This is a genomic window from Dokdonella immobilis (genome assembly GCF_900115085.1).
GTDB classification, from domain to species: domain Bacteria; phylum Pseudomonadota; class Gammaproteobacteria; order Xanthomonadales; family Rhodanobacteraceae; genus Dokdonella; species Dokdonella immobilis.
The window spans coordinates 63,778-86,914 of sequence record NZ_FOVF01000006.1; the positions used below are offsets into that span (position 1 = coordinate 63,778).

22 protein-coding genes are annotated in these 23,137 nt (G+C 64.2%); 2 read left to right on the plus strand and 20 right to left on the minus strand.

Features of this window, described 5'->3' with window-relative positions:
• Positions 1 to 3: 3 nt before the first annotated feature.
• On the plus strand, positions 4 to 330 hold the full coding sequence (locus BM125_RS06495) for a PilZ domain-containing protein (protein ID WP_092406140.1): 327 nt from the start codon (positions 4 to 6) through the stop codon (positions 328 to 330).
• Between the two features lie 117 nt (positions 331 to 447).
• Complete coding sequence (locus tag BM125_RS06500; protein WP_175497948.1) at positions 448 to 801, plus strand: DMT family protein; 354 nt, start codon at positions 448 to 450, stop codon at positions 799 to 801.
• 21 nt (positions 802 to 822) lie between these two features.
• Here the strand turns inward: BM125_RS06500 and BM125_RS06505 are convergent, their stop codons facing one another.
• From BM125_RS06505 to gspE, 20 genes are all read right to left on the minus strand, one after another.
• Positions 823 to 1,728: a glycosyltransferase family 2 protein gene (locus tag BM125_RS06505; RefSeq protein ID WP_245778824.1), complete on the minus strand. Its 906-nt coding sequence runs from the start codon at positions 1,726 to 1,728 to the stop codon at positions 823 to 825.
• A gap of 17 nt (positions 1,729 to 1,745) precedes the next feature.
• On the minus strand, positions 1,746 to 3,611 hold the full coding sequence (locus BM125_RS19735; RefSeq protein ID WP_139224883.1) for a hypothetical protein: 1,866 nt from the start codon (positions 3,609 to 3,611) through the stop codon (positions 1,746 to 1,748).
• A gap of 17 nt (positions 3,612 to 3,628) precedes the next feature.
• Positions 3,629 to 4,516, minus strand: coding sequence for a class I SAM-dependent methyltransferase (locus BM125_RS06510; RefSeq protein ID WP_175497940.1), 888 nt, complete (start codon positions 4,514 to 4,516; stop codon positions 3,629 to 3,631).
• Entirely contained in the window at positions 4,509 to 5,702 is a 1,194-nt protein-coding gene (locus tag BM125_RS06515; RefSeq protein ID WP_092406146.1) for an ABC transporter ATP-binding protein, read from the minus strand. Before BM125_RS06515 ends, BM125_RS06510 begins: the two co-directional genes overlap by 8 nt.
• A complete protein-coding gene (locus BM125_RS06520; RefSeq protein ID WP_092406148.1) occupies positions 5,699 to 6,469 on the minus strand; it encodes an ABC transporter permease in 771 nt (256 codons plus the stop codon). Before BM125_RS06520 ends, BM125_RS06515 begins: the two co-directional genes overlap by 4 nt.
• Positions 6,470 to 6,830: 361 nt before the next feature.
• Positions 6,831 to 7,769 (minus strand): peptidylprolyl isomerase, encoded by a 939-nt coding sequence (locus BM125_RS06525; RefSeq protein ID WP_139224884.1) that lies wholly within the window; start codon positions 7,767 to 7,769, stop codon positions 6,831 to 6,833.
• A gap of 423 nt (positions 7,770 to 8,192) precedes the next feature.
• On the minus strand, positions 8,193 to 9,422 hold the full coding sequence (locus BM125_RS06530) for a hypothetical protein (RefSeq protein WP_139224885.1): 1,230 nt from the start codon (positions 9,420 to 9,422) through the stop codon (positions 8,193 to 8,195).
• A 129-nt stretch (positions 9,423 to 9,551) separates the two neighbouring features.
• Positions 9,552 to 11,129: a hypothetical protein gene (locus tag BM125_RS06535; protein ID WP_092406154.1), complete on the minus strand. Its 1,578-nt coding sequence runs from the start codon at positions 11,127 to 11,129 to the stop codon at positions 9,552 to 9,554.
• 247 nt (positions 11,130 to 11,376) lie between these two features.
• Positions 11,377 to 11,829 (minus strand): hypothetical protein, encoded by a 453-nt coding sequence (locus tag BM125_RS06540; protein WP_139224886.1) that lies wholly within the window; start codon positions 11,827 to 11,829, stop codon positions 11,377 to 11,379.
• A gap of 11 nt (positions 11,830 to 11,840) precedes the next feature.
• A complete protein-coding gene (gene gspD / locus BM125_RS06545; protein ID WP_245778825.1) occupies positions 11,841 to 14,138 on the minus strand; it encodes a type II secretion system secretin GspD in 2,298 nt (765 codons plus the stop codon).
• A gap of 13 nt (positions 14,139 to 14,151) precedes the next feature.
• Positions 14,152 to 14,877: a hypothetical protein gene (locus BM125_RS06550; protein ID WP_139224887.1), complete on the minus strand. Its 726-nt coding sequence runs from the start codon at positions 14,875 to 14,877 to the stop codon at positions 14,152 to 14,154.
• On the minus strand, positions 14,874 to 15,482 hold the full coding sequence (gene gspM, locus BM125_RS06555; protein WP_092406160.1) for a type II secretion system protein GspM: 609 nt from the start codon (positions 15,480 to 15,482) through the stop codon (positions 14,874 to 14,876). Before gspM ends, BM125_RS06550 begins: the two co-directional genes overlap by 4 nt.
• On the minus strand, positions 15,469 to 16,668 hold the full coding sequence (locus tag BM125_RS06560; RefSeq protein WP_092406161.1) for a PilN domain-containing protein: 1,200 nt from the start codon (positions 16,666 to 16,668) through the stop codon (positions 15,469 to 15,471). Before BM125_RS06560 ends, gspM begins: the two co-directional genes overlap by 14 nt.
• A gap of 30 nt (positions 16,669 to 16,698) precedes the next feature.
• Positions 16,699 to 17,625, minus strand: coding sequence for a type II secretion system minor pseudopilin (locus BM125_RS06565; protein WP_092406162.1), 927 nt, complete (start codon positions 17,623 to 17,625; stop codon positions 16,699 to 16,701).
• Positions 17,622 to 18,359, minus strand: coding sequence for a prepilin-type N-terminal cleavage/methylation domain-containing protein (locus tag BM125_RS06570; protein WP_092406164.1), 738 nt, complete (start codon positions 18,357 to 18,359; stop codon positions 17,622 to 17,624). The genes BM125_RS06565 and BM125_RS06570 overlap by 4 nt, the downstream gene beginning before the upstream one ends.
• Positions 18,356 to 18,934 carry a type IV pilus modification PilV family protein gene (locus tag BM125_RS06575; protein WP_092406166.1) on the minus strand — a complete coding sequence of 193 codons (579 nt, stop codon included), beginning with the start codon at positions 18,932 to 18,934 and terminating at the stop codon, positions 18,356 to 18,358. Before BM125_RS06575 ends, BM125_RS06570 begins: the two co-directional genes overlap by 4 nt.
• Before the next feature lie 35 nt (positions 18,935 to 18,969).
• Complete coding sequence (locus tag BM125_RS06580) at positions 18,970 to 19,449, minus strand: GspH/FimT family pseudopilin (protein WP_281243934.1); 480 nt, start codon at positions 19,447 to 19,449, stop codon at positions 18,970 to 18,972.
• 124 nt (positions 19,450 to 19,573) lie between these two features.
• Complete coding sequence (locus BM125_RS06585; protein ID WP_092406355.1) at positions 19,574 to 19,996, minus strand: type II secretion system protein GspG; 423 nt, start codon at positions 19,994 to 19,996, stop codon at positions 19,574 to 19,576.
• Positions 19,997 to 20,007: 11 nt separating this feature from the next.
• Positions 20,008 to 21,225 carry a type II secretion system F family protein gene (locus tag BM125_RS06590; RefSeq protein WP_092406169.1) on the minus strand — a complete coding sequence of 406 codons (1,218 nt, stop codon included), beginning with the start codon at positions 21,223 to 21,225 and terminating at the stop codon, positions 20,008 to 20,010.
• A 163-nt stretch (positions 21,226 to 21,388) separates the two neighbouring features.
• Positions 21,389 to 23,116, minus strand: coding sequence for a type II secretion system ATPase GspE (gene gspE, locus BM125_RS06595; RefSeq protein WP_092406357.1), 1,728 nt, complete (start codon positions 23,114 to 23,116; stop codon positions 21,389 to 21,391).
• Between the last annotated feature and the right edge of the window lie 21 nt (positions 23,117 to 23,137).

The following is a 23,137-nucleotide window of genomic DNA, read 5'->3' on the forward strand; positions in this document are numbered from 1 at the left end:
GCGATGGACGCCAGTGAAAAACGCCGCTTTCCGCGCCTGCCGATCTTCTCGGCGGCGCTGATCACACGGGCCGGCCAGGGCTGGCTCAGCGAAGTGCGGGACCTGTCCCAAGGTGGTGCCTGCCTCGGGCGCCCCCGGCACTGGCAACCTGCGGCGTCTTCGGACTGCCGCATCTACTTCATTTTCGACCAGGAAACCGTCATCGGCATCGATTCGCGCTGCGTGCGCGAGGGCAGCGACGACCTGGGATTCGCATTCGCGGACGGCCAGGAAAGCCAGCTCGAGGCGCTGCTCTACGAATCGCGCTTCCTCGACAAGGACGATCCATAAGGCGGTGGTTGACGGGGCCTGCGCTGGCGCCGGCCCAGCCTGCCCGTTTCTCATTCACTTGGGGACATGCTGAGATCCGTCGGCATGTCAGAATTCCGCCGCCTGCCGGAATCCGACCTGGAGCCATCCCCGATGTGGAACTACCTTGCGCCGATCCTGCTGCTGACCGGGTCCAATGTCTTCATGACCTTCGCCTGGTACGGCCATCTTCGCTACACCAACCGTCCGCTCCTGCTGGTCATCCTGGTCAGCTGGGGCATCGCGTTCTTCGAGTACTGCCTGCAGGTACCGGCCAACCGCATCGGCTACACGGTCTACAACCCGGCGCAGCTGAAGACGATCCAGGAAATCATCACCCTGCTCGTCTTCGTCGTGTTCTCGGTGGGCTGGCTGGGTGCCACGATCAAATGGAACCACGTGGTCGGATTCGTGCTGATCGTGATCGCCGCGTTCTTCATCTTTCTCGATTGAGCGGGGTCCGGTGCAGGTTCGTCAACGCGAACGATGGCGATACTCGCTCCAGGCACGGATCGGCGCGGACAACGCGAAGTGCAGCCAGATGCCGCAGAATACCAGAGCCTTGAGCACGGGGTTGCGCGCGGCCGGGTCGAATTTCCGGAAATAGCGCCACATGCCGCGGTGCTTGTGCCGGGACACGAACAAGGGCCGCCGAAAGCTCGAGCTGCCCTGCTCATGGCGAGCGCTCAGGGACGGCACGTACAACACGGCGAGGCCGGCGTCGCGGGCGCGCCGGCACAGGTCAAGATCCTCGCAATGCAGGAAGTAGTCCTCGTCGAAGCCACCTAGCCGATCGTAGGCCATGCGCGGCACGAACATGCAGGCGCCGGAAATCGCATCGACTGGCTCGACCTGGATCGACGCTTTCGGATTCGGCATGTCGATGCCGGCGCAGATTGGAAATCGATGCTCGAGACGGGAAAGGCCGGTCAGGCTGTTGAGGGAACGCCTCAGGGTCGGCTCGCGTCGACGGCTGGCTGCTTCGACCTTGCCGGCGGCATCGAGCACGCGGATGCCGAGCACACCGGCCTCGGGGTGGCGTTCCGCGCAATCTCGCAGGCCGGCGATCGTGTCCTTCTCGATCAGACAATCCGGATTGAGGAACAGCAATGCGTCGCCGCGGGCCAGCGCCGCGCCGCGGTTGCAGGCCGGGCCGAATCCGATGTTCGCTTCGTTGCGCAGCATGCGCAGGCGCGAGTCGGCCGAAAAGCGGTGGTGGATGCGTTCGATGTGGCCGTCGCGCGAGGCATTGTCGACCAGAATCAGTTCTACGGCGGTGTCCGAGGACAATACGCGCTCCACACACTGGCTGGCCAGCAGACCGCTGTTGGCGGTGACGACGATGACGCTGGTGAGTCCGCGCTCGCTGGGTCGGGGCACGGCCTCGCGCTCCCGCGTCAAAGTCCGCTGATCAATCGATCGCCCTGCTCTCGCGCCGCATTCCACAAGGCCGGCCAGTCGCGCCAGGCCTGGGCCATGTCGAGCAGTTCCGCACGAGCGGCCTCCGCGCATGCGCCGGCACCGAAGTCCTCGGGCCAGTCGGCGAGACGCGGCGAGGCCTGCCTGAGCAGGGCGCTGCCGTTGTTGCGCACGATTTCGCGCACGTCCGCCTGCCAATAGACCGGCGCATCGGGCAGCAGTTCGAACTGGTTCTGCAGGCGCTCGACGACGTCGGCTCGGACGAAGCCGAGATACTCCTGCAACGAGCCGACCAGGGTCGAATCATCGGCGGCGGCGAGATCGGCGGTGATCTCGCCGAGCAGGGCGAGCCGGCGGGCCGGATCGCTGGCCTTGGCGCTGCCGACCTGGTTGGTCACGTAGTCGCGCAGATAGTGGTTGAAGCGTGGCGTGTGCGGAGCCATCGTCACCTCGGAGCGCTTGCGCGGCGATTCCTGGGCATGGCCGATGGCCGTCGGCAGGTGCATGACCAGCGAATCGGGATGGCAATAGTGGGTCGCCGCACTGGCCAGGCCATCCTCGCCGCGTCCGTCGGGATTCGTGCACGGCAGGATCTGCCGGTTGTCGAACAGAAAGGGCAGGAAGTAGGCATGCGTGGCCGGTTTCGCGCGCAACCAACCGTACCAGAGGCTCTGTGCCTCGATGTTGCGCAGGTAGGACTCGCGATCGGCCCAGAAGCTGGCCCGACTCTCGGCATCGAGCTGGTACAGCCAGAGTGCGCTCTCGGTGCCCGAGCTGCCGCTGGTTCCGTTCAGGGTACCGAGGATGCGGGCGTCTCCGCGCAGGTGCTCGAGGCGGCCGAGATTGATCCCACGCAGGCTCTCACGATCGAGGCGATACTCGTCGCGCGTGATCGCAGCGCCGAGTCGATCGCCGCACACGGCCAGATGCGCCTCGAATGGATCCTGCATTTCCTCTTCGCCGGAATCGAGGGCGTCCTCGAGGCGTCGATAGAAGCGCGCCGAGGCGGCGACCGCGGGATTCGGCTCAAGACCGGGGCGCGTGTCCGCATGCCGGTGCAGCGGAAAACGGAAGTCCTCGTCGAGCATCGCGAACAGACGTCCGGCCGACAGCAGCAGGGCGATGTTCCAGGAGCGCCCGCCGCCGCCGCGACGGGTGCGCGGTCCGCGGTCGAGCAGCCATTCGACGATCGATTTCGCTTGCGGCACCGCCTTGACCAGGCGCTGGCGCAGGCGCGCGCGCTCGGCCGGACCGACATAGCTGACGGGGTTGCCGACCGCGCGCGCGAATTCGCGCAGCAGATCGCGGTTCGTGTCGCGGTTTTTTTCCTCGACCGAGTCGTCGAGCAGGACGACCGACCGCGCCACGCGGTGCTTGCGTTCGTAGTTGGCCAGCGAATCGAGCAACAGGCGCAACTGGCCCGGTCGGTCGCATGCGCGGATGTACACCGCGTGCAGGCTCCGCGGCCGCGTATCCGGCGCGCGCTCGAGGCGGGCGATGTAGTCGCGATCGGAAATCAGCAGTCCGGTCGAGGCCAGGCCTTCGAGTCCCTTGCGGATGCGCTCATGCTGGGTCAGGCCCGGAACCACCGCCGCGACCCGGGCCACGTGTTCGTCGATGCTGCGGAACTCCCTGCACTGGTCGAGCGACTGCAGGACATGGTGGCTGAGCACATGGCGCTCGCCGGAATCCTTGGCAATGAAGGCATATTCCTCGCTCGACAGCGGGGCGACCATGGCGTCGATCGCGGCGAACAGCGGCGCATCGGCGGATCTGCGCGCGACCGGGGTGGTGGCAAGGCCCGGGTTGCCGTAGTTGAACTGGAATTCGGGTGTCGTGGTCATCAAGGTGCCGTGTCTTGTCAGCGGCGCAGCCAGCGCAGCCATCGGGATGGCGGCCTGGGTACGGTGGATTGGCGCAGCCGTAGGATCTCGGCTTCGAGTTCGGCGATGCGAGCGCCGGCCTTCATGTTCTTGCGCACTTCGCCATTGTAGTGGGTATAGACCGCCTCTTCGCGATCGCCGAACCAGGCCGTGGTCGGCAGTACGGCCGGCAGCGGCTGGCGGGAACAGGCGGCGACATAGTAGAGCGGCGCGTAGGCAAAGCCGTCCTCGATGCTGGATCCATCGGCAGAGGCGGTCTGCACGAGGCTGCCCTGGCCGCTGCCATCGAGCGACCACAGCGCAGACTGGAAGAGCAGCTTCTGCGCGTACAGACGGACATGCGGAAAGTGCCGGCCGAGCAGCTCGAGCAATTCTTCGCGATACAGCTCACGCACGTGGAATTCGTTGCGAAAACCCGCGACCTCGCTGTAGGTGCGCTTGTCCGGCGACGAAATCAGCAGCAGGCCATCCTCGCGCAAGACGCGGGCGAACCCGGCCACCAGGCGATCCTGGGCGTCGAGGTGTTCGAGCGTCTCGAACGAAACCACAACATCGAAGCAACCGTCGTCGAAGGTCAGTGCTGATGCATCGCCGGCTGCGAATTGCAGGTTCTCCCTGCTCCCATAGCGCTTGCGCGCGTGGCAGACCGCAGCCTCGGAAATGTCGACACCGACGACCTCGCTGGCGACGCGGGCAATCAGGTCGGAGCCATAGCCTTCGCCGCAGGCCGCATCGAGCACGCGCTGGCCACGACAGAGCGGCATGGCGAATGCATAGCGATGCCAGTGCTCGCACCAGATTTCGCGTACGCACTCGGGCGTGAAGCGCTCGCCGGTGAATTCGAGCGTGTCGTCGCGCTCAATCACGATCACCGCCCGACGGCAGCCATCGATGGGCCAGCCTGACCATGCCGAACTCCCGCGAGGCGCCGCGCACGCTGAGGCCGCGCTCCTCGCTGTCGAACAGGCGTACGCCCTCGCTGTCCATGGCATGGGCGCGAAGGTTGTAACTGCCCGGAAGCAGGCTCAGGTTTTCGAATTCGACCTCGGCCACGAAGCGCCCCTCGGCGTCGCATCGGATCTCGATTGCATCCATTTCCGAGCTGACTCCATAGACCGGCGTGCCATCTGCGCGCACGATGCCGAACATGATCACGGGAGGGCGTCCCTCGCGTGAGCGCACGGCGGCCCGCAGGCGCAGCGTTTCACCGAACGAAACGACTTCGGCGAGGTTCCCGCCAACCCCGTTGATCTGGAATTCGTCGACCTCGAATTCAAGCCCGGACTTCGTTTCCGGCCGCTCGGCCGCTTTCGCCTGCTTGCGCTCATGCCAGGCCAGATAGGCCTGGGTCACCTCGAAGACATCGCCGAACTGCATGACCTCGCCATGGCTCAGCCACAACGCGTGCCGGCACAGCTTCTGCGCGTGGTACATGCTGTGCGATACGAGCAACAGTGTGCCGCCATCGGCGAGGTAGGTTTCCATCCAGCGCACACACTTCTTCTGGAACGATTCGTCGCCCACCGCCAGCACCTCGTCGGTGATCAGCAGGTCCGGCTTGAGCGAGGCGATGATGGCGAAACCGAGACGCACGACCATTCCCGAGGAGTAGTGCTTGACCGGCTCGTCGATGTAGTCGCCGATATCGGCAAAGGCGATGATTTCCGGCAGCCGCCGCGCCAGCGCATCGGCATCCAGGCCATGCAGGGCAGCCGCCATTGCGACATTGTCACGGCCGCTGTATTCCGGGTGAAAGCCGGCGCCCAGCTCGAGCAGGGCACCGACCTTGCCGAATACCCTGACCTGGCCCGCGGTCGGGGTCAGCACACCGGTGATCAGTTTCAGCAGGGTCGACTTGCCGGCGCCGTTTTCGCCGACGATGGCGACGGACTCGCCGCGCCGGATCGTCAGGTCGACATCGCGCAGCACGCACTGGCTGTCGGTATCCTCGCGCCCCCGCAGCAGCCGACCGAGCGCGCGCAACCGGTCAGCCGACCGATGGGCTTTCGGATAGGCCTTCCCCAGGCCGCTGGCTTCGATCAGCAGGCTCACAGGAAATCCTCGAAGTGCGGATCGAGACGGCGGAACAGCCAGTGGCCGAAGCCGAGAGTCAGCAATGCCGTCAGCATGGCCACGCCGAACATCCGCCACGGGAAATCCCCGTAATCGAGCAGGATGCTGCGCAATGATTCGACATAGAACGAGAATGGGTTGAGGTCGAGATATCCGCGAAATCTCTCCGGCAGGTTCGCCCGGTCGTAGAAGATCGGCGCCGCGAACATCATCAGGGTCAGGAGCTGGCCGAGCATCTGCACGAGGTCGCGTACGAAGACCTGCAAGGACGCGAAGATCAGCGCCACACCGAAGGTGTAGGCGAACATGGGCAGGTACATCAGCAATGCGAGGGGCAACCGCGCAATATGCACGTCCTGCCCGGCGATGGCGAGCACGACCAGGATGGCGACATAGCCGCAGGCGTGCAGAAGGAAGCTCGCGCTGCAAGGTGCCAGAACGAGGATCTCCCGCGGCAGCGCGACCTTGCCGATCAGGGCTGCATTGTCCTGCAGCGCGGTCGTGGAACGGACTACGGCGTCGGAAAAGGCCACCCAGGGCCACATCGCCACGACCAGGAAGGCGACATATCCAGGCGCGCCGGCGCCAGGTACCCGGGCCTTGAATATCTGCACGAAGACAAAGGCATAGATGGCCAGTTGCAGCAGCGGTTGCAGCAACGCCCAACCGAAGCCGGTAAAGCTGCCCCGGTAACGTTCGCGCAGCTCGCGACGGATGAAATGGCTAGCCAGCGTCATCCGGCTCATGGCTGCGCTTCTCGCCGCTGATCGCTGCTCAACACGCCATGTCCCCGGGCAAACATTTGTTCTGGATCTTCATTTTCCCCCTGCCGGGTGGCGACAGCCACCATGGCAACAGTGTACCGGCGGACGGCATGCATCCCGTCCCCGGCCAAACAGGTCTTTCCGACACGATAGGCGCACATCCGGTGTAAGCCGATGCTGCGCCCTCCCTGCGAATGGGTGCGCCGCGAACAGCCATGACCAGCGTACCCTGGCCGGCGGAGCAGCCACTCCCGGCTTGGGTCAAGCCGCCGCGGCGCATCAGCGCAGATCGTGGCCCGCCGGACCCGGCACGGACATGCCGGGGCCGGCGAGATACTCAGGACTACTTCTTCTCGGGAATCTCCGGCTCCGCTTGCGCACCCTTGGGCAGATAGCGTGTGCGCAGCGAGGCAACGACGTCGGGCGTCGCCTTGATTTCCATGCCCTTGAGCTGGTCCACGTGTTCCTTGACCCGCGCATCGCGCATCGATGATTCGAGTTCCGAGACGATCTTGTCCTTGACCTGGTCGAAGCTGCGCGGTGTAGGCGCGATCCGCTCTTCGAGGCGGATGATGTGGTAACCGAAGCGGGACTTGACGACCGGTGAGATGTCACCGGACTTCCCGAGCTGCTTGACCGCTTCGGCGAAGGCTGGATCCATCGAGTCGGAATCCGCCCCCGGAATCAGGCCTTCGTTGGTCTCCTTGGACGGATCATCGGAATACTGCTTGACCAGGGCGACGAAATCCTCGCCGGCGAGTACCTTGGCGTGAACGCTTTCGGCGAGCGCCTTGGCTTCCTCGTCCGTACGGTGCTTGGTACCGATCAGGATGTGACGCGCCGAAGTGGCGCCGGGAAGGGCGTAGGCGTCGGGATTGACCTGGTAGCGTTCGCGCGCAAGTGCGCCGACGTCACCGATATCCAGGTTTTCGCGCATGTCGGTCAGGTGCACCTCGGTCAGCAGGCGCTCTTCCTGCTGCTTGACGGCCTGCTTGAACACTCCGTCGCTGTCGATTCCGGCGGCATGCCCCTCCATGGCGATCTGGCGATTGATCAGGAGACGATCGATCAGCTCCTCGATGCGCTTGGGGTTGTTCATGACGTTGGCACGCATGCGCGGCGGAACCGCGAGCATGGCTGCATCAACATCAAGCATGGTGACGACGGCGCCTCCGCGCTCGGCAACCACGGTGTCCTGGGGATACTTCGGCTCAGCCGAGGCCAGTGACGTGATGAGGACCAGCGCGGCGGCGGGCAAGAGGATTCGCGGGGCAATTGACACGATTGATCACTCCGAAGGTTTTGATTGTTCGGTGGCCGGATGGTTCGGAAAGGGCCGATGGCACCGCGGGCAACGGCCGCAGCCTGCCGCTGGGTCCATTCGACCGTAGCTTTGACTGCAGCGGAGGACGTTGGTTCTCGGATTCCGACGCCGGGTGGGGCCCATTCTGGGGCGCACCCCCCAATCCCGTCGGATCGTCGCGCCATTGGCGGCCTCTGCCGCGAGGCGTGACGCTCGCGCCACATCTGCAATGGCAGCTTCTCGCTAGCGGGGCGCCACTGCGCGAAGTTGCATCTGCCGCCGTGCGATCAAGGCACCTGCAGCGACGAAGCGACACCGTCTACGGCATCGCTTCGAAGAGTTTCAATGCAGGGCGGATACGCCAAACGGCCCATCAGGCCGATGGCGCACCGACTATCCCGGTCAGTTGGGGAAGGTACCTATCAAATTCACCTTCGGACTGCACAGCGTGCTCGGGCAGGTTGGCGTCGTCAACGTGCCGACCCCGGTCGCCTGGATCACGTTGAGATAATAGGTCTTGCCGGGCTCGAGCTTGCAGGCCGTAGTCGTGCCTGTCGTGATCTTCCAAGGCAAATCCGAACCCTTGCCGGATATCTGACAGAAGCCCACCATAGGATAATTGGCGTCGGTCGAGAACTGACCCGGACACGGGGCGATCGAGGCCAAGGTGAAGGCCGGGCCCGGAATGAACTGGAACGCGCCGCCCTGTTCGCTATAGCTACTCGCAGTCGGAGTGCGGAACTTCCACGAAATATAAAAATTTCTCTTCAGCCCGAACTGCACGTTGGTCGGATTCGTTCCCGGGAAACCATAGCCGGCGGTGTCGATTGTACCCGGCGGATAGACGTTCGGCCGAACCCCGAAGACGGAGGTGTAGTTGAGGAAATCGATATTGGTACCCGGAGTAGTGCCACCGGTCACCGTTCCGCTGGACTGGCGCATGGCGTCGGTCAGGCCGTTCGGTGTGGCCAGCTCGGCCACACTTTCGCAGTAGTCGGGCGGCGGTGGCGCCTGGCCCGGCAGCACCTGCACGGCCGGTGTTGAAATGATATTGGTACGCACGATCTGAAGATTGGCGTTGCCCTGATCCTGGTAGTTGCACTTGGCCTTGAACGTGATGCTGCCTGTGACCGTGGTGCTCGGATTCTGCACGCTGACGCTGGCCGTCGCGGTCGGGCCGCAATTTGTGCACAAGACCGGGCTGCCGGTTCCCCAGCTACCGCTACCGCTTCCAGAAACCGTGACGCTGTTGGCGATGACGCCGTCGGCGGTGCAGGTTACGCCACTGGTGGGGCCAGAGAGTCCAGTGTTGAGCTGCAGGTTGACCGTGCCCGAACCGGTCTGGCCGCCGCCCACCGTGGTCGGGCCGGTGATGCTGATCGAGGCGTTGTTCGCAATCGCGTTGACGACCGTTGGATAGCAGGCGATATCGGCGCTCAGGTCGATCGAGACGTTGCCCGTCACCGGATCGATGTTGAGCAGGGAACCGGTCATCGAGCACTGCGTGACGGCCAGGCGCTTCAGGGCAACCTGGAAATCGGCGGCATTGGCCGGTTGTGGATTGACGAGCGCCACGCACAAGGCAACGGCGCCGCTGAGGCCAACTAGATATTTCTTCATGAATTCAGACACGGATGCAGTCTCTCGGGTCGCAAATTGCGGGGGTATGGAGCGAAGCATAGACCCTGGGGCCTTAAAAAAAAAGAAAGCCCCGCTTGCGCGGGGCTTTCCGTCACTCTTGAAACCTGACTCAGATCACAATCAGGAGCAAGCGAGCGTTCCGGCAGCGGCCGAGCAGCTACGCGAACCCTTGTGGTGCCACAGGCCCGAGTAGTTGGCAAGGCTGCCAGCAACGTTGTTGTTGACGAAGTTGGAGATGGCGAAGCCGGTAGCCGGCAGACCATCGAACACTTCGCCTTCGCTCGACGCATTGAGCGCATGCGGCTCGCTGGTCGGGTTGAAGCCGATGCGCATCCAGCCTTCGTTGAGGTTGTCGGCGCGGACGTCGACGTTCGAGGCCAGAGCCGAACCGAGGACCGGAGAAGTCGGGTCCGCGGAGAAGTCGGCAGCGGTCTGGAACGAGATGATCTGCGCTTCGTAGCTCAGAACCGGAGCGTTGAAGGTCGGATCGTCGCAAGGCGAGAAGCAGACGCCGCAGTTCGGGTTGTCGGCGTCGGAGCCCGTGCACGAACCCGGGGAAGCCTCTTCACGATTGAACGGGAACAGGCCGACTTCGACGTCGGAGGTGCCATCGAACACGTTGACGAACGGAGCGATCGCGGTTGCGCCGACGATCAGGTTGTCGACGTAGAAGCGCTTGGTCGGGAACGTGACCACCCAGTCCGTCGTTGCAGCAGCCGGACCACCGAGAACGTACTCGTTGAAGATGTTGTTCTGGGTGAACAGGGCGCTGACGGCGTCGATCTTGCGGCTGCCCGGAGCGGACGCACCGTAGGTCGCCTGGATCAGCTGGCCGTTGTTGAACACGTAAGCCGTGGCATCCGCGTCGGAAGCACCCACGCTGATCAGCGACGGATTGACGTCACCCGGCACGCCGTGCAGGTTGTCGATGCCGTTGCTGACGAAGCCGTCGATGGCGTCGGCGCTGTAACCCGAGCTGACGCCCGTGCTGAGGTCGACGAGCAGGGCCGAACCGAACAGGCCGCCGGTCGGCGGATCGATGTCGATGTTCGGATCCGTGATCCAGTAGCCAGCCGGAACGCCAACCCATGCCGCGACGACCTGCGCGCAATCAGCCGGCGTACCAGCGATGTGCGTGATCGCATCGAGCGAATCGTTCGTGCGGTTGACGACCGTGCCCATTTCGATGATTTCGAAATGGCCTTCACGGGTACGGCTCAGGCCGGTCGGGCCGCCGTCCTCGTAAACGCCCGAGTAACGGGCATTGGTGAACGGCAGGTAGGAACGTCCGTCCGGCAGCTGGCCGAGGCCGTTGCCAGTGGCGCCCTTGATGCGCGGAACCGTGCACGAATTGTCATCGGTGACGAGGTTGGCCTGGGCCTGGTCCGGGAGCTTGAACAGGTTGGCTGTCCAGACGTCGTACGGCGACAGGTAGACGTGGAAGTCGCGAACTTCGCGGCTGTTATAGCCTTCGACGAAGCGGACCTTGACCGCCTTGCCCTGATCCGTGGTGTTGACGACGGAGAACAGGGTCTGCAGGTTCTCACCGGAACCATTCGAATTGACGGTGTAATACGGGTAGATAAGAACCTGACCCAGACCATCCGGGTTCAGATTAACTGCGCTCGCGAGATTCGCGATGCCCACCGTACCGGCGATGCCGGCGACGACGGCGGTCGTCAAGCTATTTCGCTTCATTACAGACACTCCTAAATTGACCACAGGGCTTTTGCTTACGGCTAACTTCTGTCCAACAGCAGTTTTGTCCCGCTTTTCACAGGGCAGGGTTAGGCAACAGCGGACCAATCGTACGGCAAGGTCCAATGCGGTGCAATCCCTCCCGGGCAACCAATCGTTGCCCGCCTCCCCAGACACCTGGCGGGAATACCTCCAACGGGCTGCGAACCGTTCAGGTTCGCGCTTGCGCCCACTATACCCGCATCCCTCACTTGCCACCAGTTTCCGACTTGGCTTCCGGCAACAGATACCACTTGCCACCGGTCCTTAACCAGGTTTCCTTCACAAATCCGACCGAACTCACGTCGGTTCCGACCCCTGGCATCTTTGTTGCAAAGTCGATTTGCAGGTCGAGAACGCAGACATCGGGCTTGTCGCAGGTGCTGCGATAGGGCAGGACCCGGGTCCAGCGGATCGGCCGGTTGTTCATTTCCTTGGCATAGTCCTCACGACTCTTGGTCGCGCGGAACCCGGGGCTGAGATAGTCGTAGGCCTTTTCGGCCTCGTGCTTGATCAGGAATTCCCAGCGTTCGATGGCCCGCTTTTCGGCCACCTTGCCATCAGGCTTGGCATCCGGCCGGGTCCCTTCGCTGGCGCAACCGGCCAACAGGAGGCCGAGGGCCAGTAGTGCTGCTGCTCGACGTGCTAGTGCGTGAATCAAGGTTGCATTCCTCATTGTTGCGGTTCTTCAACTGTGGATGGGGTCTTGCGCATCTGGGCGCGCAGCGGGGCCAGGCTCTGGAACTGGCGCTTGTATTCCTCGGTAACCTCGCGCGCCTCGTCGGAGTTGTTCACGACCTGGGGCGTGATCAGGACGATCAGTTCGGTGCGCTGGCGGCCTTTCTTGGTGCTGCCGAACAGCTTGCCGAGCACCGGAATCCGGCTCAATCCCGGCACGCCGTCTTCGGCGGTCTGATCGTCCTCGGAAATCAGGCCGCCGAGCAGGATCGTGTCGCCACTCTGCACGGCAATGCTGGTGTCGAGAGTCCGGGTGTTGATCGGTGGATTGCCGCTGGCGCCCACCGCCCCGGGTTTGCTGACCTCCTGCGAAACCTCCATGTAGACCAAGCCACCGGGATTGACCCGCGGCTTGACCTGCAGAATCACGCCGGTATCCAGATACGAGGTGTTGCCGATGCCGGTCTGCGTCGTCGTGTTGCCGGTGCCGGTGTTGGTGACCGAACCGAGTCCGATGATGCTCTGCGTCTGTACGGGAATTCGCGTGCCGACATTGATCTGTGCTTCCTGGTTGTTCATGACCATCAATGAAGGCGCCGACAGCACCTTGGCCTGGCCGCTGCTCTGCAACGCGCTCAGGGCAACCTGGAACTTGCTGTTCAGGTAGGAGGCAAAGATGTTCGAACCCGCAGCCGTTGGCGTGGCTGCGGCACCGCCGAGGCCCCGGTGGCGGTCGAGAGGATTCGGGTAAGCCCTGCCCTGGTCGTTCTCGTACACGCCGCCGTAGTTCTCGCCGGTCAGGCCCGAAAACCACCACTTCACGCCATACTGCAGGTCGCCGGAGAGGGTAACCTCGAGAATCTTGGTCTCGATGTGCACCTGCAGCGGGGTGATGTCCAGACGCCGGATTGCCGCCTGCATCGAATCCCATTCCGCCGGCGTCGCCATCACCAGCAGCTGGTTGCTCTCCTCGACAGCCGTGATGCGGATGTCGGAATCGGTGCCACTGATCGGCCCGGCAGCCGCGCCGGTGGACGCATTGCCCGAGCTGCCACCAAATCGGCTCGAGCGCCGCGGACTGCCGCCGCCCCTGCTCCCGGTCGCATTCGTTGCCGCGGCATTGCCGATTGTCGCCGCGGCGAGGCCCGGGGCCACCGCTCCGGAGGTATCGGTGCGTCGCGAGCCACCGCCGCCCGAACTGCCGAGGAAGATCTGGCCAAGATAGTCGGCGAGATCGGTCGACTTGATGTTCTTGACATCGTAGACGAACAGCTGGGTCGAGCTTTCGTCACCGGCGCGATCGAGGCGCTTGAGCCACTCCTCGGCCTGCTTCAGGTACTCCGGCTGCGCGGTAATGGCGATGATCGCATTGGAGCGCTCGATCGGGATGAAGCGGAACATGCCGGCCAGCGGCGATTCCCCTGCCGATCCAAACACCTTTTCGAGTTCCGGCATCAGCGTGCCGACCTCGACACGCTGCAGGGTGAACACGCCGATCGACATGCCCTTGAGCCAGTCGACGTCGAAGATCTCGATGGTCTGGGCATAGTTGCTGAGTTCGGAGGCCGTGCCGGCCAGGACCAGCATGCTGCGTGCCGTATCGATGTTGATGAAGGCGTCGGCCTTGGCGTACGGCTTGAGCAGCTTGGCCATCTCGCTGGGCGAGACATAGCGCAACGGAAACACGCGCACTTCATAGCCGCGAGCCAGGTTCGGCGGCGCGGTGCGCGGGGTCAGGTTGCCGGGCAAGGCATCCTTGATCTGCAGGACCGTATAGCGACCGTCCTTGTAGATGAGGGTGTTGCCGGTCCAGGACAGCAGCATTTCGAGGACCGACATGGCCTGGTCGGCGCGGATCGGCTTGGCCGTCGAGAACGAGACATTACCGCCGACATTCGGCGCGATCGTGTAGTTCTGCTGGAGCAGGTCGCCGAGGATCGCCTTGACCACGGCCTGGATCGGATTGTTCTCGAAGTTGAAATCGACCTGTCCCTCTGCGCCGGGCCCCGGTATCGGCCGGCTGGCGGCCTTTTCGTCGATGAACTTGCCGGTACCGAGCTGGATTTCGGGTTTCGGCGGTTCGAAGGATTTCTCCTCGCCGGCCCCCATGTCGATGCCGGCATCGGCGCTTTCGGTTCGAGTGGAGGACTTGGCGGCAAAGGTATCCGTGGTCAACGGGGCGTCGGCGGCGGCGGAACGCGCCGAATCGCCGCGCGCAGCCGGCAGGGTCGAGCAACCGGAAAGCAGGGTGAACGCCAGAGCGATCGAGAGATAGATGATTCTTGAAGACACGTGGATCACTCCGTCAATTCTTCTGATCGTTGGGCGAGCTGTTGCGTTGTGAGCGCAGGCGTTCGGCTTCTTCGCGCATCTGCCGTCGACGCTCTTCGATGCGCCGGGCCAGATCGGATTCGGCCGCGTTGTTGTCCTTGCCCGGCGCTACCGTGCCCGGCGCCGACGGCGCTACCGGCGGAGGCCGATCGACCTTCGGCGGCGGCGGTGCTGCAGCCGCCGGATAAAGCTCGATTTCCGCCGTCTCGTCGTTGGCGTTCCTGAACGTGGCCAGGCGTGGCGCCAGTGCCACCAGCGTCCAGCCTGCCTGATCGCCGGTCAACGGCATTCCGACCTTCAGGGCTACCGATTCGTTCCGCATGTTGTCGCGCACCATGGCCATGCGCAACTCCGGGGTGGTTTCGGTCTTGCGCACGAGAATGACACCGGTCAGGGTCACATTGAGCGGAACCGGCGCCGGACCGGCGTCGGCGACTTCGCCTTCGCTGACGGGAGTCGGCTTGCGGTCCTCGTTGAACAGCGGGCGACCATCGACTTCACGAAATGCCGATAGGGGCGGCAGGGTGAACGGATTGCGGTCGATGTCGCCGGCGATCGCCGGCCCCGCTTCGGCATCGGGCGGTAGCCAACCGTAGCCGCGACCATAGCCGGCCAGCTGCACCATCGCCGTGACCGTGAGCAGGCCGCAGGCGCCGCCGAGCACGAAGGTGATCATGCGCGCAACCTTGACGTCCATCATGGCGCAGGCTTCCCGGGCTCGCGCAGGTAGCCGGACAGGTTGAAGCGCACATCGAGCGGGCTGGCCACGCGCTTCGCGCCCGGCGGCACGTAGGTCTGCTGCTTGTAGATCATCAGCTGATCGATGAACAGATAGGGCTTGCCACTCTCCAGATCGTAGAGGATCGCAGCCAGCGATTCGAGATCGCAGCGCAGGCGCGCCTGCACGATGACGCTCTTGTACAGCTCTTCCTTGCCACCGCTGTACGGGGTATTGCTGATCACCGAGCAACGCTTCGGATCGGACTGGTCGGTCTGTGCCTGGCGCAATCGGGTGATGAGTCCGGCCGAAGCGGCATTCGCATCGGCTTCGGAAAGGAAGGCCTGGTTGCTCTGTTCGTAGGCACGGACCTCGGTCAGCTTGCGCTCGATCGCCGGCCGCTCCGAGATCACCCGGCTGTAGCGCTGTTGCTGCTCGCGCAGGTCGGCCATCTGGCTGTAGTAGTCCAGGTGTGGGGCAACGAACCACCAGTGCACGCCGAACAGGTAGACCGCCAGCAGGACGATCAGCAGCAGGGTGACGGCGAGCAAGCGCCCGTCCTTGGGGCGCAATTCAAGGCGCGCCATCGGCTTTCTCCATTGCCTCGACCTTGCCGGTCGCGTTCCCGGAATCGGTATCGCCTGCCCGCTCGACCGGCACCGGCACGCGGTCGGCCGGAACGTTCTTCGGCTCGGCGCTGATCGTGAAGCGGTCCTTGCCGGTGCGCGGATCGGGCTGGATCTGCCCCTCCAGCTTCGGGTTGGCCAGGAACGGCGAGGCGCTGAGCACGCTGATCAGGCCCGCAGCCTCCTTGCTCTGGCCCTGTAACTGGATCTGGTTGTTCTCGATGCTCAGGCGCTCGAGGTAGGTGTCATCGTTGAGGCGGGCGGCGAGGTCATCGAGCAGGGCGACGATGAGCGGACCGTTGCGCTTCTTTTCGGCCAGGAAGTTGGCGCCGTTGATCGAATCCTGCAGGGTCTTCTTGAGTTCGACCACTTCTTGTGCGGCAACCGCCGCCTTTTCCACTTCAGCCTGCATCGTTGCCACGGCAAGTGCGCGATTGTCGAGCGATTCGGACATGTTGAATATGAGCAGGATCAGGGCCAGCGCGAGCAGGCCGAGGTTGATCGGCAGGCCCAGGTCGCGGCGGCGCGCCCGGCGCTCGACCGGTAGCAGGTTGACACCGCGGCGCACTCCGCCCGCCGCATCATCGCTGCGCACGTCGACGCCGTCGAACTGGATCCGCTCGCCGGCCACTGCGGCGAGCTGCGGATCGAGCAGGGCACGCGGCAGGACCACGAGTTCGACGCGCAGGCTGCGGGTGGCCGCATCGCGCGCCGCCACCCGGCTGTCGAAATAGACCTGGTCGGCCTTGAATGGGGTCTGCCGGTCCATCTCGAAGGTCAGGACCTGGCGCAGGTTCTCCTCGGCCGCGGCCGGCAGGGTCATGGTCCGGGTCAGTGCCTTCGATTCGGGCAGGCAGAAGATCGTGCGCACGCCGGGATTCTCGATCCGCGCCTGCAGTCGACGAATCTCGGCGGCGCGCGCGTCCTCGGGCAGGTCGCGGCCAACCCGGCCGAATTCGGAAACCGTCTGATTGCGTTCGCGCAGGACGACGATGTCGGTGTCACCCACCTCGAGCAGCAGCGCTTCGGAGTGGCCGCCGAGGCGTTCGCGCCAGCGTTTCGGCAGGCAGGCAAGCAGCTCCGTGCCCCACCACGAGAAGAATCGCGGTAGCGGTGTCTTGGCAAGGCGCGTCCGCAGACGGGCCAACAGTCTGTCCAGGGCTTCTTTCACAGTGAGTTACGCGTTTTCATCGTCACGCCAGCGAAGCACCACGAAGGGTCGCCCCGCCGAATTCATGCCGCCCATGCGAATGGTTGCATCCAGCACGGTACTGGCTCCGTTCGGGAGCTTGGCACGGGATTTGACACTATACGTGAGGCCTCCACCGTCCGCCATGAGGGGGGTTCCGTCGGGCAGGGTCAGGCCCGAGCCGCCCTGGTTCAGCAAGCCCGGAGCCAGTTGCTGGCGCTGCTCGATGAGCTGCTGGGCCAGATCGGGGGTCATGCCGGGAATCGCCAGCATCGCCTCCATCGGCGCATAGGCGGCACTCGGCGTGCTGCGCCCGGAAAACATCGTGATCGCCGGCTCGATCTTCGTGTACAGATCGTAGTCCATGCCGAACACCTGCTGGATCTCCGACAGGGTTTCGAACGGGGCGTTGCGCGGGCTGTAGGGAAGTCCGACCGCCCGGTAGTCGTCGCGCTCGGCGCCATGCAGGGAGGTCAGGTCATCCGGATCGCGCCAGTCCTGGACGGCATCGGCCAGCTCCTCGGCTCTTTCCTCCTCGACGCCGACACCGACGAAGAGGTTTTTCAGCGATGCCGAATCGGCGGCGTTGATGTCGATCTTGCCGGAATCGTCGGTGAGCGAGATTTCCACCTCGACATCGTCGAAGACGAAGTGGTAGGGGCGACCGTCGGCCACCCATTTCTGCTGGGGATCGCTTTTGCTCAGTCCGTAGACGGCGAGATTGAGGCCGGCTTCGGCCGCATATCTGGCGGTCGTGGTGTCGAACAGATGCCGGGACTGCAGGCCCTCGGTGCGCGCCACAAGTGCAAAACTGCCGAGCAGCACCGACAGCATCGCGATCGCCCACAGGACCAGGACAAAGGCCACTCCGCGGTTATGCCGGGGCGATCCGGAAGGCGGGTTGGTCAGGTTCATCGGCTTGGCTTGACTCCGGCAGACTGCGCCTCGGCAGGTGTCGGCGGTGGCGGTGGCGGATCGTCGAAACGGATCTGCCCGGACTGGCGCGCAGCGCCGACGTCGAGGACCAGGGGAATTTCCATGTCGGGCCAGCCGACCAGCGCCTGGGGCTTCATTTTCAGCTGGATGCGCACCGTCACCGGCGTCACGCTCGGATCGTCCCAGTCATCCGACCAGTCCTCGAGTTCGCCCTGGTCGTCGAGCTTGCGGTACTGGAAACGGCCACTGTCGACCTGGTCCATCAGGATGACCGGCTCGGCGTCCTCCTTGCTCAGTTTCTTCAGGTCGAATCCGTTCAGCATGGCATGGGTGAACAACAATTGCTTGCCGCCCCGCGTGCTCTTGAGTTCCAGGGTCTGCACGTAGGAACCCCCATTCGACAGATAGCCCGGCATCGGGGCGACGAAACGCATGAAATCGTGTTCGCCCTGGAACAGGAAATTGGAGCCGGTACCGCTCTCCTGCCCGAACGGCAGCGGCAGGGCGCGACTAAGCTGGTGGCGAATGAACTCCTGGGCGACGCGCAAGCGGTTGGTGCGATCGATCAATGCTTCGCCAACGTCCATGCCCTTGACCGCGGAACGGATGCCGCCGAACGCCGCCGCCAGCAGCACGCCGAGCAGCAGGATCGAGAGCATGACCTCGATCAGGGTGAATCCGGCGCTCGGCGAGCGACTCCCGGGACGGTTCATCGTTGCCCCCGACCCGCCGGTTTCCCCGACTGCCCTGCCCGTTCGGTCGACATGCCGCGATCCCGTCGCCCGCCGCTCAGATCCGCACCCGACATCCCGCCGGGATGGTTCGGATCCGCATTCGCCGTGCGCAAGGTCGAGAACTGCGCCTGGCGTTCGTGGGAACCGTCGCCCCAGATCACGGTGAGGACCACGTGGAACAGATCGATCTGCGGAAGCAGGGCCGCACCGGCGGCGACCGCAGGAGCGGCATTGACGGGATTGCCGGAAGGTTCGCTGGCGTTGGCTACGACCAGTTCCGGGTCGATCTGGTCGATCTGCATTTCCCAGCGATAGCTGCGATCGAATTCACCGTGGCTGCTGCCGGCTTCGACACGTTCGCCGACGCCGACGTTGTCGAGCAGGGTCTGCGCCCACAACGCCGCGCGCGTCTCGTCGGCCGAGCGCCGCGCATTGTTCATCGACATGGTCAGGATCTGCATCAGGGCGCCGACCGCGATCGCGAAGATCACGAACGCCGCGATCATCTCGATCAGGGTGAATCCACGGGCACGTCCTGGCAGTGTCTTGCGCATGACACGCTGAGACCGCCGACTCGCGACGGAGTTCGTCACCGTTCGTTCTCGGGCTTGTCGAGAGTGATTTCGCCGGTCAGCCAGCCGACGTTGATCTTCCACTCGCGTTCGCCGAGAACGACGGCGATATTGCCGCCGGTCGAGCTGCCATCGGGAAAGAAGCGGATCCCACCCGATTTCTCGCCGGTCAATTCCTTCTGCGCCGTGGTCAGGCGCAGGGCCATGTCCTTGGGCAATTCGATCTCGCCCCGGCCCGGGGCCTGGTAGGTGTTCTTCTCGAGATCGAGGACCAGCACCTTCTGCTCGCCCTTGACGATGGCTTGGCCGCGCGTATAGCGCAGGGCCGCGACCAGATCGCGGCTGGCCGCCTGGATTCGCGCCCCCGACAGGCTCTTCGCGAACGAAAAGGCGACCACGCTGGCGACGATGCCGATCAACACGATCACCACGATCATCTCGATCATGGTGAAGCCCCTGGAGCGGGGATTCGGGATTCGGGATTCGGGATTCGTCAAAGGCGCCCGCTGCGACGTCTCGCGACGCGCAGCGAATCCAGGATCAGACTTCTTCGGCCCGGAATGCGAGACATGCACGACGCTTCTCACGAATCCCCAATCCCGAATCCCGAATCCCGTCGCTTTACTCCCAACTTCCGTAATCCTTGTTCGTGCTGTCGCCGCCGGGCTTGCCGTCCTTGCCGAGGAAGATGATGTCGAAGTCGCGACCGGCGTCGCCGGGCTTCTTGTAGACGAACGGATTGCCGAACGGATCCTTGAGATCGGCTTCCTTTGCATAGGGGCCCAAGCCTTCGCGTTTGGTCAGGTCTTCGAGCGAATTCGGATACGATCCAACCGCCATCTGGTATTGCTCGACCGCGCCGGTCAGCTTCTTGACCTGGATCGTGCCGGAGTTGTACTTGGCTCCCCCGAATTGCCCCATGACATTGCCGCCGACGATGGCGATGACGATGCCGAGCAGGACGATCACGGCGATCATTTCCATCAGGGTGAAGCCCGCGGCGCGCGGAATCGGGCGCAGGTTGCGCAGGGATCGGTTGTTCATGATCGCACTCCTCATTGAATCGAACTGGTCAGTTTAAGGATCGGCAGGATGATCGCCATCATGATGATCGCGACGACCACGGTCATGACCACGGTCGTCGCCGGCACCAGGGCGGCGAGCAGGCGCTCCAGCGTGTTGCGTACCTCGATGTCGAACGTATCGGCGACCTTCAGCAGCATCGTGTCCAGCTCGCCGGATTCCTCGCCGACGCTGATCATCTGCAGGGCAAGCTTGGGAAATTGCTTGGACTGGGACAAGGCGAAACCGAGGCCGCTGCCGGTTTTCACCTCCTCGCTGGCCTTTTCGACCGCGATGCCGAGGAAAGAGTTTCCCATGACGTTGCGGGCCACGTTCAGGGCACCGAGCAGGGGCACGCCATTCTTGAGCAGGGTACCGAGCGTGCGCGACAGGCGCGCCGTCTCGAGCTTGCGTACGAGTTCACCGGCGATGCGCAGCTTCAGCAGGCGCTCGTCGATGGCCAGGCGACTGTCCGGGTCGGCCAGCTTGCGCCGGAACCAGGCGATGAAAAAGACCAGCCCGGCCAGCATCAGCCACCAGAAATTCTGCAGGGTGGAGCCGACCCCGACGACGATGCGCGTGAGCAGCGGCAGCTCGACGTCCATGTCGGCGAACATCTGCTCGAACTGCGGCACGACGACGACGAGCAGGACGAACAGCGACACGAGGACCATGCCGACCAGGAAGGCGGGATAGATCAGCGCATTGATCACGCTCGACTTGAGTGCGCGCGAACGCTCGAGATAATCGGCCAGGCGGCGCAAGGTGTCTTCCAGCGATCCGCCGGCCTCGCCGGCGCGGACCATGTTGACGTACAGGCGCGAGAACGTGCCACGCTCCGCTTCGAGCGCGTCGGACAGCGTCGCGCCGCCGCGGACCAGGTCGCGCACGCGCTCGAGCAGATTGCGCGCCTTCTCGCTTTCCGGGAGATCGAGCAGGATCTGCAGGGCGCGATCGAGCGGCTGGCCGGCGCCGAGCAGGGTCGCCAGCTGCTGGGTGAACTGGACGATCTGCGCCTCGCTCAGGGTCGGCCGCTTCATCAAGGCCGCGAGCAGGCCGCCCGAATCGACGCTGTCGGCATCGCGCACGTCGAGCGGGATATTGCCGGCGTCCTGCAGCTTGCTGATGACCTCGTCTTCCGAGGCCACATCCATCTGACCCTCGAGGGTCTCGCCAGACGGTGTGACGGCCTTGTAGTGGTAGAGGGTCATGGGTTCGGGGGCCGGGATTCGAGATTCGAGATTCGGGATTGGAAAGAGCGGAGATGCATATTGTCGCGAGGTGCCGGCTTCTTGACGAATCCCGAATCCCGAATCCCGAATCTCGGCTCCTCGCCCAATCCCGAATCTCGAATCCCGAATCCCGGCCCCACGGTCATCCCTCCTGCGTCACGCGCAGGATTTCCTCGATCGTTGTCTGCCCGGCGAGGGCCTTGACCAGACCGTCCTCGTACATCGTGCGCATGCCTTCGGCGCGGGCCTGGGCCTCGATTTCGCCCATGCCGGCGTGTTGCATGATCAGGCGGCGGATCGCGTCGGTCATGACCAGGAATTCCATGATCGTCGTGCGTCCGTAATAGCCGCTCGGATAGGCCTGGGTCGGTACCGGCTTGTAGAGCTTGATCGGCCGCTCGCTGGTCAGCTTATCGAGGCCGAATTCCCGGATGACCTCGGGCAGCGCCTCGTAGCTCTGGGCGCTCTCGCGATCGAGGCGGCGCAACAGGCGCTGGGCAAGGATGCCGTTGACCGTCGAGGTCAGCAGGTAGTCCTCCACGCCCATGTCGAGCAAACGGGTAATGCCGCCCGCGGCATTGTTGGTATGCAGCGTGGAGAGGACGAGATGGCCGGTCAGCGCCGACTGGATCGCGATCTTCGCGGTTTCCAGATCGCGCATTTCGCCGATCATGATGATGTCGGGGTCCTGGCGCACGATCGATCGCAGCGCGTGCGAGAAGTCGAGGCCAATGGACGGCTTGGCCTGGATCTGGTTGATGCCTTCGATCTGGTACTCGACCGGATCCTCGACCGTGATGATCTTGACGTCGGGCGTGTTGAGCTTGCTCAACGCCGTGTACAGCGTGGTCGTCTTGCCCGAGCCGGTCGGGCCGGTGACCAGCAGGATGCCGTGCGGCAGTTCGAGCACCTTGGTGAACTTGGGCAGGAACTCGTCGGTGAAGCCAAGCGTGTGGAAGTCGAACACGACCGCTTCGCGATCGAGGATACGCATGACCACCGATTCGCCGTGCGAGGTCGGCACCGTGGAGACGCGCAGGTCGAGCTCCTTGCCCTGCACGCGGATCATGATGCGGCCATCCTGCGGCAGGCGGCGCTCGGCGATGTTGAGCTTGGCCATGATCTTGACGCGCGAGATCACCGCAGCGGTCGAAGCGGCCGGCGGCGACTCGACCTCGTGCAGCACGCCATCGATGCGGTAGCGCACCTTGAGGCGGCTTTCGAACGGCTCGATGTGGATGTCCGAAGCACGCTGCTCCACCGCACGCTGGATGACCAGGTTGACCAGGCGGATCACCGGCGCCTCGGAGGCGAGGTCGCGCAGATGTTCGATGTCATCCTCGCTGCGCGCGTTGTCGTCGCTGAGGCTCTCCACGATCGAACCCATCGCCGAGCGGCCCTGGCCGTAGAAACGCTCGATCAGGTCGTCGATTTCAGGGCGCAGGCCGACGCACAGGCTGACCGAGCGGCCGGTTGCCAGTTCGATGGCTTCCAGAGGGTAGTGGTCGGCCGGATCGGCGATCAGCAGCTTGACCTCGGTTTCGGTCTCGCCGATCGGCACCACGTGATGGTGCTTGAGGAACCGCACCGAGAGCTGCACGCTCGGCGGCGGCGATTCGGGAAAATCCTTGGCCAGCAGGAGGGGCAGACCCATGATTTCGGCGACGGCGTCGGCCATCTCGCGCTCGGAAACCAGGCCCAGCCGGGTCAGCAGGGCGACCAGGCGACCGGAAGGATCCTCCTCGTGCAGGCGCCGACCGCGGGCCAGGTCGGCTTCCTTCAGGCGCCCCTTGGCGACCAGGAACTGGCAGATTCGCTCGTCCAGGGCCGGCCCACTGAGCTTGGGTGCCTCGCTGGCGGGCGGTGGCATTTCGGTGACGACCGACATCAG